10 protein-coding genes are annotated in these 15,377 nt (G+C 64.5%); 4 read left to right on the top strand and 6 right to left on the bottom strand.

The features are described 5' to 3' along the window. Positions 1-72: 72 nt before the first annotated feature. The 5 genes from bioC to bioB all read right to left on the bottom strand — a co-directional run bounded on the left by bioC (position 73) and on the right by bioB (position 4,910). Positions 73-957 (bottom strand): malonyl-ACP O-methyltransferase BioC, encoded by an 885-nt coding sequence (gene bioC, locus EZ304_RS10330; RefSeq protein WP_099555220.1) that lies wholly within the window; start codon positions 955-957, stop codon positions 73-75. 12 nt (positions 958-969) lie between these two features. After that, positions 970-1,749, bottom strand: coding sequence for an SDR family oxidoreductase (locus EZ304_RS10325; protein WP_142806976.1), 780 nt, complete (start codon positions 1,747-1,749; stop codon positions 970-972). 29 nt (positions 1,750-1,778) lie between these two features. Further along, positions 1,779-2,558 carry a pimeloyl-ACP methyl ester esterase BioH gene (gene bioH / locus EZ304_RS10320; RefSeq protein WP_142806975.1) on the bottom strand — a complete coding sequence of 260 codons (780 nt, stop codon included), beginning with the start codon at positions 2,556-2,558 and terminating at the stop codon, positions 1,779-1,781. A 17-nt stretch (positions 2,559-2,575) separates the two neighbouring features. Then, positions 2,576-3,799 (bottom strand): 8-amino-7-oxononanoate synthase, encoded by a 1,224-nt coding sequence (gene bioF, locus EZ304_RS10315; protein WP_142806974.1) that lies wholly within the window; start codon positions 3,797-3,799, stop codon positions 2,576-2,578. A gap of 67 nt (positions 3,800-3,866) precedes the next feature. Continuing rightward, the gene (gene bioB / locus EZ304_RS10310) at positions 3,867-4,910 is read right to left on the bottom strand and encodes a biotin synthase BioB (RefSeq protein WP_049412416.1); all 1,044 of its coding nucleotides are present in this window, start codon (positions 4,908-4,910) and stop codon (positions 3,867-3,869) included. 203 nt (positions 4,911-5,113) lie between these two features. Between bioB and EZ304_RS10305 the strand changes: the two genes are divergently transcribed. After that, on the top strand, positions 5,114-6,439 hold the full coding sequence (locus EZ304_RS10305; protein WP_142806973.1) for a chloride channel protein: 1,326 nt from the start codon (positions 5,114-5,116) through the stop codon (positions 6,437-6,439). A 149-nt stretch (positions 6,440-6,588) separates the two neighbouring features. After that, positions 6,589-7,758 carry an L-dopachrome tautomerase-related protein gene (locus tag EZ304_RS10300; protein ID WP_142806972.1) on the top strand — a complete coding sequence of 390 codons (1,170 nt, stop codon included), beginning with the start codon at positions 6,589-6,591 and terminating at the stop codon, positions 7,756-7,758. Positions 7,759-7,806: 48 nt separating this feature from the next. On the opposite strand, the gene EZ304_RS10295 is transcribed toward EZ304_RS10300, so the two are convergent. Beyond that, the gene (locus EZ304_RS10295) at positions 7,807-8,832 is read right to left on the bottom strand and encodes an RHS repeat domain-containing protein (RefSeq protein ID WP_142806971.1); all 1,026 of its coding nucleotides are present in this window, start codon (positions 8,830-8,832) and stop codon (positions 7,807-7,809) included. A gap of 415 nt (positions 8,833-9,247) precedes the next feature. Here EZ304_RS10295 and EZ304_RS10290 point away from each other — a divergent pair, with 415 nt between their 5' ends. Together EZ304_RS10290 and EZ304_RS10285 are read left to right on the top strand one after the other, a co-directional pair. Beyond that, the gene (locus EZ304_RS10290; protein WP_185959234.1) at positions 9,248-13,054 is read left to right on the top strand and encodes an RHS repeat domain-containing protein; all 3,807 of its coding nucleotides are present in this window, start codon (positions 9,248-9,250) and stop codon (positions 13,052-13,054) included. Positions 13,055-13,499: 445 nt separating this feature from the next. Beyond that, a complete protein-coding gene (locus EZ304_RS10285; protein ID WP_142806969.1) occupies positions 13,500-15,344 on the top strand; it encodes a hypothetical protein in 1,845 nt (614 codons plus the stop codon). Positions 15,345-15,377: the final 33 nt, after the last annotated feature.

The following is a 15,377-nucleotide window of genomic DNA, read 5'->3' as shown; positions in this document are numbered from 1 at the left end:
GCGGCACCGCGATCTGATGGATTGTGCCAACCAAGGTTGGCACCTACCAAAAGCAGACCCGCGATCGTTCGATCAGGTCTGCTTGCGACGGATCGGAATCGCCGACACCGGCACCGCGGCCACGTCATGCCCGCCCTCGCGGATCGGCGCGCCCGGGTCCGGTGCCCAGGCGTGGGCGTAGATCACTTCCCAGCTGCTGGGCAGCTTGCCGTCGGCGCGGCGCATCGGTTCGTACGCCGCCGCCGCCGCCGCGAAACGTCCGCGCCCGGTCAGGGTATGACGGCGGTCTACCCGTGCATTGGTCGCGCCCATCGCGCGCAGCTCGCGCATCAGCGAGGGCAGGTCGTCGTAGGTCAGGGTGAACAGATCGCGGTCCAGCACCGGGTCGCGGAAGCCAGCCATCATCAGTGCATCGCCGAACTGCGCGATCTGCGCGAAGCGGCTCACGTGCGGGCGGTCGTCGGCGGCGGCGAAGGCTTCGTTGAGTTCCACCAGGGTTTCCGGGCCGAAGGTCGAGCACAGCAGCAGGCCACCCGGCTTGAGCACGCGGCGGAACCCGGCGAACACCGCCGGCAGGTCATCCACCCACTGCAGGCACAGGTTGCTGAAGATCACGTCGACGCTGTTGTCGGCCAGCGGCAGCGCAGCGGCGTCACCGCACAGGCGCTGGAACGGCTTCCACCAGCCGGCCTGGCGCTTGGCCTGGTCCAGCATCGGCAAGGCCACGTCCAGCGCGATCACCTGTGCCTTGGGCCAGCGCTTCTTCATCAGCGCACTGGCGTGGCCGGTGCCGGAACCAATGTCCAGCACCACCTCGGGCTTGCGTGCCTCCAGGTAGTCCAGCGATTCGATCAGCCGCGACTGCACCTCGCGCTGCAGGGCGGCAGCAGCGTCGTAACTGGTGGCGGCACGCGCGAACGCGCGGCGGACATGGCGGGCATCGAAGTGGGACGGCATTGCGAAAGTCTCTTAGAACGTACCGGGGTAGGCGCCGCCGTCGATCAGCAGGTTCTGCCCGGTGAGGTAACCGGCCTGTGCACTGCACAGGAAGGCGCAGGCGGCGCCGAATTCGTCCGGCGTGCCGAAGCGGCCGGCGGGAATCTGCTGGCGCCGGCGTTCAGCCACGTCGCCGGCGTCGCCGTCCTTGCCCGCACTGTGGGCGAAGTTGGCGCGCAGGCGATCGGTGTCGAACTGGCCGGGAAGCAGGTTGTTGATCGTGACGTTGTGGGCCACGGTGCGGCGCGACAGGCCGGCGACGAAGCCGGTCAGGCCACTGCGCGCGCCGTTGGACAGTGCCAGGATGTCGATCGGTGCCTTCACCGCCGACGAGGTGATGTTGACGATGCGGCCGAAGCCGCGCTCGATCATCGCGTCGACGGTGGCGCGGATCAGCGCGATCGGCGCCAGCATGTTGGCGTCCAGCGCGGCAATCCAGTCGTCGCGCTCGAAATTGCGGAAATCACCGGGCGGCGGGCCACCGGCGTTGTTGACCAGGATGTCCACCTGCGGGCAGGCAGCCAGTACCGCCTTGCGGCCGGCCTCGGTGGTGATGTCGGCGACGACGGTGCGTACCTCACCGGCACCGGGCAGTGCACGCAGTTCGTCGGCAGCGATCTGCAGTGCAGCCTCGCCACGAGCCACGATCACTACGTTCACGCCCTCGCGCACCAGTGCACGCGCGCAGCCCAGGCCCAACCCCTTGCTTGCGCCGCAGACCAGTGCCCAGCGACCAGTGATACCCAGATCCATGCGTCAGTCCTGCGGAATTCGGTAGGCGCTCATTGTCCGCCATCGGCCGGTGACAGGCCGGCAACGAAGTGTTGCAGGGCGGCTGCCACCTCATCGGCATGGCCGAGGAAGGGTGCATGGCCGCCGTGGGCGATGGTCAGCGCCTGCGCGCCCGGGGCCAGCGCCGCAGCGGCCTGCATGGCGACCGGTGACACCAGGCGGTCGCGCTGGCCGGCGATCCACAGGCTGGGCTTCCCCAGCGCTGGCAGGGCGCCGCGCAGGTCGGTGCTTTCGAGCAGGCGCAGGCCTTCCAGCAGGGCGCGTTCAGTGGGGGCGCCGCGCTCGACCAGGCGCTGGCGCAGCGTGCGCAGCTCCTCGCGGGCGTGCGCCGAGCCCATCACGTCCAGTGCCAGGAAGCGCTCCAGGGTGCCGCCGAAATCGTTGGCCAGCTCGCGCCCGAACTGCTCGAACACCGCCGGTTCCACCGCGTGCGGCCAATCCTCGCCACGCACGAAACGCGGCGTGGCGGCGATCATTGCCAGGCCGCGTACCTTCGGCAGCGTTGCCGCCGCGTGCAATGCGAACAGGCCGCCCAGCGACCAGCCGCACCACACCGCCGGCGGCGTGGCCGCGGCAATGGCACTGACCACGAACGGCAGGCGCAGCGACGTGGTGTCCTCGCGGCTGTGCCCGTGGCCGGGCAGGTCGACAAGATGCAGGGTGAACTGGTCCGCAAGCCGCTGTACCAGCGGCGCGAACACGCCGCCCTGCAGGGCCCAACCGTGGATCAACACCAGGTCCGGCCCACGGCCGGTGACTTCAATATGCATGGGCAACTACACGGAACTCAGGCAAAAGCGGGCAGCGGCGGTGGGGCGGCTTCGCGTACGGCCAGGTCGACGCGATCGCGCGCGTTGGCGATGGCCTCGACCAGACCCCGCACCTGTTCCGGTGCATGCAGTGCGGACAGCGTGACGCGCAGGCGCGCCTTGCCTTCCGGCACCGTCGGCGGGCGGATCGCGCCGACCAGCCAGCCGGCCTGTTCCAGCGCCTTGGACATCGCCATGGCGCTGTGGTCATCGCCGCACAGCAGCGGCTGGATCGGCGTTTCCGAGGCCATCAGGTCCAGCCCGTGGCGGCGTGCTTCGCTGCGGAACAGCGCGATCAGGTCGGCCAGCTTGGAGCGGCGCCAGTTGTTCCTGCGCGCCAGACGCACCGCTTCGAGTGCAGCGGCGGCCATCGCCGGTGGCACGGCGGTGGTGTAGATGTACGGGCGCGCGGTTTCGGCCAGATGCTCGATCAGGTCGTCGCGGCCCAGCACCAGTGCACCGGAACCACCCAGCGCCTTGCCCAGTGTGACCAGCTGCAGCGGCACATCGTCCACGCCCAGTCCTGCGGCGGCCACGGCACCACGGCCATCACCGACCACGCCTACACCGTGCGCATCATCCACATAGAACAGCGCCTGCTGCAGGCGTGCCACAAGCGACAATGCACGCAGCGGTGCGATGTCGCCATCCATGCTGAAGACACCATCGGTGGCCAGCATTGCCGCGCCATCGGGCGCGTGCTTGAGCTGACGCATCGCGCCTTCCGCATCCAGATGCGGATAACGACGTAGACGTGCACCGGCCAACCGGGTGGCATCGAGCAGGCTGGCGTGGTTGAGCTTGTCCTGTACGCAGACATCGTTCTCTTCACTCAGCAGTGCCTGCTGCACCGCCAGATTGGCGGCGAAGCCACTGCCGAACAGCAATGCACGCGGGTAACCCAGCCACTCGGCCACCTCGCGTTCGAGTGCGTCGTGCATCGCGTGGTGGCCGCAGACCAGGTGCGAGGCACCAGCGCCAGCGCCTTCGCGTGCGGCGGCGTCCTGCAGCGCGTTGACCACGCTGAACTGCTGGGCAAGGCCCAGGTAGTCGTTGCTGCAGAAGCCGGTCAGCCATTGGCCGTCCACTTCCAGGCGCACGCCATCACGACGGGTGACCGTGCGTCGCGGGCGGCGACGGCCTTGGGCATCGCGCAGAGCGCGCTGGGCGTGGAGGCGGGCGGTCAGGTCGGGGCGGGCCATGGTGGCTGAATGCGTCGACGGGGCGGCTAGGGTAGCGCGTTGCCGCTGCGCCTGCTTGCGGCCCGTCTCAGGCCGCGTGAGCGCAGCCGCAGCCGGGCGTATCGGCGCTGATATCTGCGTGCACGGTGCCGCCGTGGTCGTGGCCTTCGGCATCCACCTGTACTGCCATTGGCTGCAGACCCAGCCGCGCGAACAGGGCCAGGTCGCGTTCGCTTTCCGGGTTGCCGGTGGTCAGCAGCTTGTCGCCGTAGAAGATCGAATTGGCACCGGCCAGGAAGCACAGCGCCTGAAGTTCGTCGCTCATCGCCTCGCGGCCGGCCGACAGCCGCACCATCGAGCGCGGCATGGCGATGCGGGCCACCGCGATCATGCGCACGAACTCGAACGGGTCCAGTTCGGCGCTGCCATGCAGCGGCGTGCCCGCCACCTGCACCAGCTTGTTGATCGGCACCGAATCGGGGTGTGCCGGCAACGTGGCCAGCGCCAGCAGCAGGCCAACGCGCTGCGCGCGCGTCTCGCCCATGCCGACAATACCGCCGCAGCAGGTCTTCAGGCCGGCATCGCGCACATGCTCCAGCGTGTCCAGGCGGTCCTGGTACTGGCGCGTGTGGATGATCGAATCGTAGTAGTCCGGCGCGGTGTCGAGGTTGTGGTTGTAGTAGTCCAGGCCCGCATCCTTCAGCGCACGCGCCTGCTCGCCGCTGAGCATGCCCAGCGTGGCGCAGGTCTCCAGCCCCAGTGCCTTCACCCCGGCGATCATCGCCGCCACCTTCGGGATGTCGCGGTCCTTCGGCGAACGCCACGCCGCGCCCATGCAGAAGCGCGATGCGCCGGCGGCCTTGGCCTGACGTGCCTTGGCCAGCACCGCATCGGTCTCCATCAGCTTCTGCGCGTTCACCCCGGTGCTGTAGCGCTGCGCCTGCGGGCAGTACGCGCAGTCTTCCGGGCAGCCACCGGTCTTCACCGACAGCAGCGTGGACACCTGCACCTGCGACGGGTCGAAGTGCTCGCGATGGACCGCGGCGGCGCGGAACAGCAGCTCGGGGAACGGCAGATCGAACAGTGCCTGCAGTTCGTCGTGTTGCCAGTCGTGGCGGATGGCAGCAGCCATGGCGGGACCTTGGGTACGAATGGAGCGAGGGCGGCAGTGTGGGTGGGTAGATGAAGGCTGTCAACAATATTATTCGAACAATGGTTTACAGTGCGCGCATCCAGTCAGGTGCGGTGGAAATGCGGTGTTTCACCGTATCCAGCAAGGCCTTCGGCCACAGTGGCCGCTGCCCAACCGGTACGACAGCGCGCAGACTCCTGCCCATGTTTGATCTTTACAGCCTCCGCGGCCGCATCACCGCGCTGGTTCTCAGCGAGGCCTGGCGCCGCCGTGCTGCGCTCTGGGGCGGCGCCGTGGCCGTGGCGCTGGTGGCCATCCTGTTCGCCAAGGCCAGCGACGCGGCCTTCCATCTGTTCCAGCGCATCACCTCGCACTCGCCGTGGTGGGCCCTGCTGCTCACGCCGGGCATCTTCGCGCTGCTGGCGTGGCTCACTTCCGGTGTGCTGAAACCCACGCGGGGCAGCGGTATTCCGCAGGTCATCGCTGCGTTGGACAAGCCCGATGAGCCATTCCGCAGGACCAATCTTTCGCCTGCGGTCTCAGCCGGCAAGCTGCTGCTGACCTCGTTGTCGCTGCTCGGCGGCGCATCGGTCGGGCGCGAGGGTCCCACGGTGCATGTGGGCGCCAGCCTGATGTACCTGTTCGGCCGCTGGTTCGGTTTCAAGGATCCCCGCGAGCTCTCGCACTTCCTGCTGGCCGGTGGTGCGGCGGGTATCGCGGCGGCGTTCAACACGCCGCTGGCCGGCATCGTCTTCGCCATCGAAGAGCTCAGCGGCCGCTTCGAGCATCGCTTCTCAGGCACATTGCTGACCGCGGTGATCGTCGGTGGCGTGGTGTCGCTGGGCCTGCTGGGCAACTACACCTACTTCGGCCATGTGAGCGCACGCCTGCCGCTCGGCCAGGGCTGGCTGGCCATCCTGCTATGCGGCGTGGTGGCGGGCTTGCTGGGAGGCCTGTTCGCACGCGCGGTATTGGCCAGTGCGGCGGGCCGCCCGCGCTGGCTCGGGGAACTGCGGCAGCGGCATCCGGTTCTGTTGGCCGCAGGCTGCGGTCTGGTGGTGGTACTGCTCGCCCTGGTCTTCGGTGAAGGCGCGTTCGGCACCGGCTACGAACAGGCGCGCAGCCTGGTGCAGGGGCAGGCGATGGTCGGCCACGAGTTCGGACTGATGAAGCTGCTGGCCAACCTCGCATCGTACGTGGCCGGCATTCCCGGCGGCCTGTTCTCGCCGGCGCTGGCGGTCGGCGCGGGACTGGGCCACAACCTGGCGGTACTGATGCCGGGCGTGGACCCGCGCGCGTTCGTGCTGCTGGGCATGTGTGCCTACCTGACCGGCGTCACCCAGGCGCCACTGACCTCGGCGGTGATCTCGCTGGAGCTGACCGACAGCGGCGATCTGCTGCTGCCGATCCTGGCCACGGTGCTGATCGCGCGCGGCGTGTCCGGGCTGGTCTGCCGCGTGCCGATCTACCGCGGGTTGGCGGAGTTGTTGATGGCGCCGCAAGCAGAGCCAGCTGATAGGCATCGCTGATTACCTTGATCAACAGGATCAATCAGGTCGCAATCTTCACTCCTGCAGTGAAGCTGATTCCCCGTTGCACCGTCTACCCGATGCCAGGTGCGCCGCTGAAGATGCACCCACGCCGGGGCTGCACCCGGACCTGCATCGAGACCGCGACCATGATCAACTGCCGTATCCGCAGCCTGGCGGCTGCCGTCCTGGCCCTGGCCAGTTCCCCCATGCTGGCGATCGCCGGTACCCCATTGCTGCCCAGCGAGCGCAGCATCGGCACCCTCGAACCGGTGGCGCGTTTCGAAGGTGCCATGCCCACCAGCGTGGCGGTGTCCGAGACCGGGCGGATCTTCGTCAACTTCCCGCGCTGGGGCGATGAGGTGGACTACAGCGTGGCCGAATGGCGCGACGGCCGCGCCGTTCCCTATCCGGATGCGCGCATCAACCGCAAGGACGGTCCCGATCCGGCGGCCCATTTCATCAGCGTGCAGAGCGTGGTGGCCGATGGCCAGGGCCGGTTGTGGGTGCTGGACACCGCCGCGCCCGGGTTCTCTGCGCCACAGGCCGGAGGTGCCAAACTGGTGGCGATCGACCTTGCCACCAACACCGTGGTCAAGACGCTGGTGTTCCCGGCCAACGTCATCGACGCGCGCACCTATGTCAACGATGTGCGCTTCGATTTCCGGGTTGGCCGCGAGGGCGTGGCCTACGTGACCGACTCGTCGCTGAGCGGTATCGGCGGCATCATCGTGATCGACCTCGCCACTGGCGTCGCGTCCAAGCGACTGGTCGGCCACGTATCCACCTCGGCCGATGCCGCCTTCGTGCCGATCGTGGAAGGGCAGCAGATGCGGCTGCGTAACGCCGATGGTTCATCGGCGCCGTTTACCGTGGCCGCCGATGGCATCGCCCTGTCGCCCGATGGCGGCACGCTGTTCTACACGCCCTTGTCCAGTCGTCATCTGTACAGCGTGCCGACCGCGCTGCTGCGCGACCCGAAGGTGAGTGAGGCGGCACTGGCGGCAGCTGTGGTCGACCTGGGCGACAAGGGCGCCTCCGATGGCATGGAGATGGACGCCAACGGCCGGCTGTATGCGAGCGATTACGAGCACAACGCCATCCATGCCCGCGACGCGCAGGGGCGATGGACGACGGTGGTGCACGACCCGCGCATCCTGTGGCCGGATACGCTGTCGATGGGGCCGGACGGCTATCTGTACTTCACCGCCAACCAGCTGCATCGACAGGCCGGCTTCAATGGTGGCGTGGATCGCCGGCAGACGCCGTACATGGTGTATCGCACCCGGGTGGATGCGAAGCCTGCGCCGACGCGGTGAAGGCCCTCCGCTCGAGCGCTCGAACCTGGATCGGCCTGGAGCTTGAGTTCAGCGGCTGATTGAGACCGGCTTCCCGAAAACATCCCGGGCAATGGTCGTGATGGATCCATCCGCCTTGCGTACTTTGACGGGGGCTTCGTAGTTCGGCTCTGCAAACATCTGGTACCACGTGCGCGTCTGAAGACCTCCTGGTTGTGTCACCAGGGTGAACGCTCCAGAAGCATCGGCCCCATAGGCCGTGGTAGTGATCAGCAGGCCCTGCTCGCTGTCCTGGCTGGACGCCGTCAACCGACCAAGCGCGTCGTACTCGCTCCACACGCCCGTACTTGGGTTGGCAGCAGCTGAAGGGTAGGAGGCAAATACTTTACGGCCCTGGCTGTCATAGGCGAAGCGGGTGTACTTCTGGCTTTCGGCCACACGTGCAGCGTCGTACTGCCAAACGGTAAGCGGTCGCCACAGGGCGTCATAGTAGGTCACAGTGACTGCATTGCCGGTGGTTTCAGTCTGCCGCCAATGGCCTGCTGCAATACCATGCTCTTCGCCACTGACGGACTCGAAGATCCGGGTCGTCGGAGTCCAGTTGACCGTATCGCCAGCCGGAGGCGTAACCCGGTTGATCCGGCCCATGCTGTCGTAGCCGTAGGTGGTGATGCTGCCGTTTTCGTCGGTAATCTGCGTGATCCAGCCCTGGTCGCTGACTGCGGCGATCTGGGTGGTACCGTCGGGGCGTGTGATCGACTGCGGTATGCCGCGCTTCCAGTTTCCATAGCGCGTGGTGTTGCCTGCACCGTCGGCGCTGCTGGCCAGCGTGCCATCACCGTTGTAGGAAAGCCTGGTCTTGAGGATGCCAAACTCGCTGCGCGTTGCCGGAAGGGCCGTGGCTGCGTCGTAGGTGGTCGACTCGGCGACGACGCCATTGATGGTGCGCGTGGCAACCTGGCCCAGCACCCATGCGCTGGTGTTGTCGTGATAGGTGACCTGCTCGGTACGCGAGTACTGCTGGGCCACTGCCGGCCCGGTGATGCATGCCAGAAGAAGCACGAGCTTCCGGCGACGTGACGATCGATTATGCATTCCCACTTCCTCGTGAGCCCATCTTCCTGCCTGCACATACCAACCTCCACGGCGCGCGCTGGGCCGGTTGGCATGCCCCCGTTTCTGCAATGACTGGAGTGCGTCTCGCGACCTGCGTTGCAGGCTGCTCCTCCGTTGGCCGCAGCAGCCTACAGCAGGCAATGGCTGCGCGGAAGATGGCAACGCAACCGGCAGGGCGATGCTCTGCGCTCGTGCGGCGGGCCTGACCGATGTGATATACAGCGCGTTGCGATCTTTCGTGATCGACGACCGATGCCGCGATGTGGCTGCGGATCCTGCCTGGGGAACAAGGTCAGGGTCGACTCCGGTTCCGTCCACGCCGATACGCGCACAAGGGGGCCAACGGCGCAGCGCGCGGGAGGCGGGTGAAACTGCGATTCAAGGAATGCTTCGCATGTTGAAGTACGTTGTCGTTGCTGTGGTGCGGGCGTTGCCTGCGCTCGGTCTGCTTCTTGGTTTTGCTGTAGCTTCCACTGCCAAGGCCGCCCCTTTCTGCGAAGAGCCTCGCATGCTGAGGTCTGCGGCCGCGGCTACTTCGTCGTCGCTGCGGGCATTCTGCCCGGAGTTCCCGGAGCTTCCTCCCGAACCCGAATATCACGCGTCGATCTTTGCCGGTCAGAGCGTTCCCACGACGATGGTGGTGGGCCAGCGTTACAACGTCAGCGTATCCATGCGCAACACCGGTACGCTGGTGTGGACGGCGGCGCAGAACGTCAATCTGGGCTCGCAGAACCCGGGCGACAACTGGACATGGGGCCTGCACCGTGTTCCTACCCCGGGCAGCGTCGGCGAAGGGCAGACCGCCACCTACAATTTCACGGTCACTGCACCGCGGAATGCGGGCCGCTACAACTTCCAGTGGCGTATGGTGCAGGACGGGGTGACCTGGTTTGGCCCAAGCTCCAGCAACGTGCAGGTCAACGTCGTCGGATCGACCATCCGCGGCAATATCGATGGCATCACCAACGGGCAGATCACCGGCTGGGCCTGCTCCAGCGGCATCAATGATCCGATCGACGTCCATGTGTACCTGGGCGGCGCTGCGGGTGCCAACGGTGCGGTCATGGTGGGTGGTTACCGCGCCGGCAGCGTGAGCGAACCTGGCGTCGCCACCGCCTGCGGAGCAGCGGGCGGCGCCTATCGTTTCTATATTCCGATCCAGGGGGACTGGACGGTCAGCCATGCCAACAAGCCCATCTACATCCATGGCATCTCGCCGGTGGGCGCGCCCAACCTGACCATAGGTGGTTCGGGCAATTTCCGAATTCCCTACAACGCGCCTCCGTCGGTCGCGTTCACTGCGCCTGCGGCCGGTGCCGTGGTGGCGGAGGGTGGGTCCACGCTGATCTCGGCCAATGCGTCCGATCCCGATGACGGCGTATCGCAGGTGACATTCCTGGTCGACGGCAATGCCCGGGCAACCAGTGGTGCACCCTATCAATGGACCTACAGCGATATTCCCGAGGGGCCGCACACGCTCCAGGTGCAGGCCCGCGATACCCGCGGCGCGGTGACCACCACGCCAGCCCGGACGATCTATGGTTCACGCGTGATTGGAGACACCGGCGTGGCCAACGGTGCCATCTTTGGTTGGGCATGCGCAACGCACTTCAACGGTTCGATTCCGGTTCACCTCTATCTTGGAGGTCCGTATGGAACGGGTGTGGGCTATGGCATCGCCACCGCAAACCTGGGTAGCGAGCCTGCCATCAACAATCAATGCAAGGGTGGTGGTGGCGCGTACCGCTTCAGCATTCCGATCACCGACGCAATGGTGCGCGATCACGGTGGCAAGAAGATCTATCTGCATGGCATATCGCCGGTCGGCGGCGGCAACAATGTGCTGGCAAACGGCGGTACCTTCAGCGTGCCGGTCAACAGCCCACCGACGATCTCGCTGGTATCACCTGGCAACGTGCAGGTGGAGAGTCCGGGAGAGATCCGGCTGGTTGCCAACGCCAGCGATCCGGACGATGCCGTGGCGCAGGTCGCTTTCTATCGCGATGGGAATCAGGTCGCAGTGGTTGGCGCCGCACCCTACGAGTTCACGGTTTCCGGCCTGGGTGCAGGGAGCTACAGATTCCATGCGGTGGCCACTGATCGACGCGGCGCGACCGCGACATCGAATACGCATACGGTGTCGGTCGTCCGCGGGCAGTCGCCCCGTGCGGTTACGCGGACCTATGTCTACGATGGCAACCAGCGGCTGTGCAAGACCATCGAGCCGGAAACTGGCGCTACCGTGGTGGACTACGATGCCGCGGGTAACATTGCGTGGACGGCGTCCGGGCTTGATCTGACCGACACCGGTGCCTGCAACCGCGCCGAGGCCTCGGCATCGGGGCGCCGTGTGGATCGTGCCTACGACGCACTCAATCGTGTTGTGCGGATACGCTTCCCTGATCGCAACGGCGACCAGGACTTGAGCTATCGCAACAGTGGCGAAGTACAGAGCGTCACCACCTGGAACGACCAGGGCAGGCAGACCACCGTCAACTCCTTCCAGTACAACAAGCGCAACCTGTTGGTGGGCGAAAGCGCGGCCAGCACCGGTCGCCCAACCTGGTCGATGGGTTACGGTTACGACGCGCAGGGCGCGCTGGCCAGCGTGGTCTATCCGGGCGGTCTGACAGTCAGCTACGCCAACAATGCCCAGGGGCAGCCGCTAAGTGTCTCCGCGGGCGGTGTCAGTTACGCCTCCGGTGTGCGCTACCACCCGACCGGGTCGGTGCAGTCCTTCAGCTATGGCAACGGTATTGTCCATGCGACGCAGTTGAACGCGCGGCAACTTCCGTATCAGCAGACCGACGCGGGCGCCATGTCCTATCGCTACAGCTACGACGCGATCGGCAACGTCACGGGGATTGCAGATCTGCAGCAAGGTGCCGGCTTCGATCGCACGTTGCAGTACGATGCTGGCCAGCGGTTGGTTGCTGCCGGTTCGGCCAGCTTCGGCGGTGATCACTGGCATCGCTACAGTTACGACGCGCGCGACAACCTGCTGTCCGCCTCACTGGGCGGCGTCAAGGACTACCGCTACTGGTACGACGAGCGCAATCGCCTTGCCAACATCCTCAATGCGGATGGCGCGACGATCATCGGGCTGTCCTATGACGCCCAGGGCAATCTGCGCAGCAAGAATGGTCGGGTCCACGAGTTCGATCTCGGCAACCGCTTGCGCACCATCCAGGGTCTGGAAAGCTACCAGTACGATGCCGCCGGCCGTCGGACGGTGACCTCCGATGGTAGCGGTGATCGGCTGCGCTCGTTCTATGGGCAGGGTGGACAGCTGTTGTATGAGCAGCGACGTGACGGAGGCGCGGCGGAGTTCATCATGCTGGGCAGCCGACTGCTGGCCAAGCGCCAGGGTGGCGTGGTCACCTATCAGCACGTGGATTCGCTGGGAAGCCCGGTGGCAACCAGCAATGCGGCAGGGCAGGTGACCGAGCGGACACAGTACGAGCCCTATGGCCAGTCCATCGGCAAGGCTGTCGATGGCGTGGGATACACCGGCCATGTCTCCGATGCCGCGTCCGGGCTCGTGTACATGCAGCAGCGCTACTACGATCCGCAGATCGGGCGGTTCCTTTCGGTGGATCCATTGACCGCGTACAGCAGTCCCGTGGGCGCGTTCAACCGCTATCGGTATGCGGACAACAGCCCCTACAACTTCACCGACCCCGATGGCCGGCAGTCCAGGGATCATTACAACGTCATCGACGAGAAGATTCTGACGGGGATCTATGTGAAGGAAACGCCCGTAACCATGAGCAGGTCCGAGCGACTGACGGCTGGTGTCTTCGGCGGGGCGGATCTTGTCTATGGAAGTATCGGAGCCTCAGGTTATGCTATGGGTGCCCTCGTAGGTATTTCCAGCCCGATGGATGGTCCCGTACTGGATGTGGCCTTTGCCGTGGGGGGACTGAAGGATGGCGTGCAGGTTGTCGATGGTTTGCGCGGGGTACTGAGCGCCTTGGATGGAAGAGAGCGGCCTTCCTCTCTTGAGCAAGCTGGCGGTTTCTTCGGCGGCGAGGATGGCGCAAAGGCAGGAAAGGCGGTTGGAACAGTTGTGACGTTCCATGGTGCCGCAAAGGCTCTAAGTAATATTGATGGAACGGTCAAAGGGTTCACCGAAGCGGTAAAGCCGCTTGTGGAGAAATTCTCCGATCCATTCAAGGATAGTCAGGAAAAGACCAAGTGAGGTTGTCTTTGGTGAACGGTCGTAACTATTTCAATGGCCCGGTGGCCAATCTTGTAAGCTTGGTCTGTTGGGGCCTCCTTTTTCTGTTTGCCTTGTATCAAACGGTAGGTGCCATGGTATCAGGACGCCCGTATACCATCCTGCATGTCATCGCGACGGTGGTTTTGTTGCTGGTTGTCATACGGATCTTCCGGCGATACAGGGCTTCAAAGTCCCAAGCATAGATAATAGATACATGTAGGGATTGAGTCGGTGGGCTATTTCATCGGATGAGTTCGCCGCGCGTTGAGCCGATCGGGCCGCTTCGATGCATCTGAGCCTGGCGATACATGAGCAGAGCGCTAGTGCTGCCTGATCATGTCGATGGCGATCTGCAGCCGCATCTCTGCGGCTGGATTGGCTTCCCGAAGCTTTCGCTTCTCATGGAAAATCTGGTGCTTCACTGATGAAGTTCAAGTCGGTTGTTGATGTTGCCGCATGTGCTGTCGCCCTCTGCCTGCTGCTGCCTGTTGCGGCTTACGCTCAAAGGTTTCCAGGGGATCCGTCATTTCAACCAAGCGTGTTCCCCGCTCATATGAGGCTCGTGGGCGCTTCGGGCCTTCAGGCACAGACCGCGGATTCGGTGTTTGGAGAGAGCGTTTCCCCTTCAAGTGGAAGTACCGTTTTCCTTCAGAGCGACATCCGGCTTGAAGGCACAGGGCCGGACATCGCGGTTGTCCGGAAGTTCGATGTTTCCAGGTATGCCGCGCTGGGATTGGGCTGGCAGCGCTTTGGCGACTGGGAGATGTTCATTCCTCGTATCTCGACCTTCGGCCTACCGCTGAAAGCGAACACACGGCTTGAACCTGGAAAGGAACATGAGCTGTGGCAGGTCGAGGGATCGAACCCCAACGCAAGATGTTCGGCTTTCTCAAGTGCATTGATGAGCCCGAAGAATCAAGTTGACCCCGGATTGTGGTGGCCCGGTGTCTTTCTGGAGTCGGCTCCAGGAGGCGGGGAAGAACTTCTGAAACGAGACGCCGGATTTCAGCTTGCGCCAGCGGGTGGTTCGTACCCGATTGTAACGCGGAGCAACTGGGCAATCAGTTGCCTGTCACAAACCCGGAATGGCGTTACGGGAGAAGCGTTCCTCGCGATATCGCCTGACGGCACAAAGTACTGGTTTGATTGGTTTGTCGTGGACAACAACTGGGATCTATCCGACAGCGGTGGTTGGACGATCTTCCGCTACGAAGTGTCCATGTATCCGACGCGGATTGAAGACCGGCATGGGAACAGTCTGACCTATGCGTGGTCTGGGAAGCGACTCCAGTCGATTACTGCAAGCGATGGACGAAACCTCTCATTTGCATATGACGGGAAGGACCGGATCTCGGCAATCTCGACGAATGTGGATGGCGGGGTACGGAGGTGGAGCTACAACTACCGGCCGGCGTCGAATGAGAACCCACTGGGATCCCTTGCTTCTGCGGGATTCCCGGATGGATCCGCCTGGTCGTTTGACATGGAGGACATCCGGAAGATGTGCCTGACCTATGTAACGGATGATTCACCACAGGGGTTTAACTACTACTGCGACAACATCTTCTCTGGTGGGCGGCGCGGATACTCTGCGCGCATGGTGTCGCCGTCCGGGGCGAAAGGTGAATTCGTCTTCGTCAACATGGACGGCATAAGGGAGAACACCGTTGCTGATATCTGCTGGATGGCACCGCCGGTCTACGAGTATTGGGACCCATGTCACCTGACGTCGCAGTCGCTCAGGAAGAAGACCCTGTCCGGACCGGGTTTGCCTGCGCAGAGCTGGACGTACCTCTACCGAACGGGACTTCCCGCGGATCAGGTTGCGGCACGTTTCGGCGGATCCTACGCTGGACCCGTGAACGTCATGGCCGCGCGCGATCCGCAGGGGCAGTGGAAACTCACGTTCACAGGGGCTTCGGGCCGTGATGGCCTTGAGGGCAAGATATTGAGAGAGGATTTTGGTGCGAAGTTCGATGTCGAGCCATCGACTGACATTCTTGATGTGTACCTTCCGTTCTTGAACTCAAGGGAAACGTCTTCTGCGGGGCAGACTATCCGTGAGTATCAGACCGTCGCGGCGGGGTATCCGCAGCGGCCTGGTATCCGCGTGAAGCAGGTTGGGAGGGGCTTCCAGGCATGGCCATTGGAGAACTTCATTCCACTGAGGAAAGTCACGACACGCCAGGATGGTGGCGAATTCGTCTGGGAGGTCCAGTCATTCGACTCGCTGGCGCGCCCGGCAAGAATTCTGGAAAGATCAAACTGACCTCGCTGCGATGCTGACCCCTGCCGGTCGAAT

Source organism: Stenotrophomonas maltophilia, from assembly GCF_006974125.1.
Lineage (GTDB): Bacteria > Pseudomonadota > Gammaproteobacteria > Xanthomonadales > Xanthomonadaceae > Stenotrophomonas > Stenotrophomonas maltophilia_O.
This window is presented reverse-complemented; position numbering and strand designations above follow the sequence as displayed.

Excerpts from the sequence above, each read along its gene's own strand:
- bioC (WP_099555220.1), bottom strand. The coding sequence starts at position 957 with ATGCCGTCCCACTTCGATGCCCGCCATGTCCGCCGCGCGTTCGCGCGT.
- EZ304_RS10325 (WP_142806976.1), bottom strand. The coding sequence starts at position 1,749 with ATGGATCTGGGTATCACTGGTCGCTGGGCACTGGTCTGCGGCGCAAGC.
- bioH (WP_142806975.1), bottom strand. The coding sequence starts at position 2,558 with ATGCATATTGAAGTCACCGGCCGTGGGCCGGACCTGGTGTTGATCCAC.
- bioF (WP_142806974.1), bottom strand. The coding sequence starts at position 3,799 with ATGGCCCGCCCCGACCTGACCGCCCGCCTCCACGCCCAGCGCGCTCTG.
- bioB (WP_049412416.1), bottom strand. The coding sequence starts at position 4,910 with ATGGCTGCTGCCATCCGCCACGACTGGCAACACGACGAACTGCAGGCA.
- EZ304_RS10305 (WP_142806973.1), top strand. The coding sequence starts at position 5,114 with ATGTTTGATCTTTACAGCCTCCGCGGCCGCATCACCGCGCTGGTTCTC.
- EZ304_RS10300 (WP_142806972.1), top strand. The coding sequence starts at position 6,589 with ATGATCAACTGCCGTATCCGCAGCCTGGCGGCTGCCGTCCTGGCCCTG.
- EZ304_RS10295 (WP_142806971.1), bottom strand. The coding sequence starts at position 8,832 with ATGCATAATCGATCGTCACGTCGCCGGAAGCTCGTGCTTCTTCTGGCA.
- EZ304_RS10290 (WP_185959234.1), top strand. The coding sequence starts at position 9,248 with ATGTTGAAGTACGTTGTCGTTGCTGTGGTGCGGGCGTTGCCTGCGCTC.
- EZ304_RS10285 (WP_142806969.1), top strand. The coding sequence starts at position 13,500 with ATGAAGTTCAAGTCGGTTGTTGATGTTGCCGCATGTGCTGTCGCCCTC.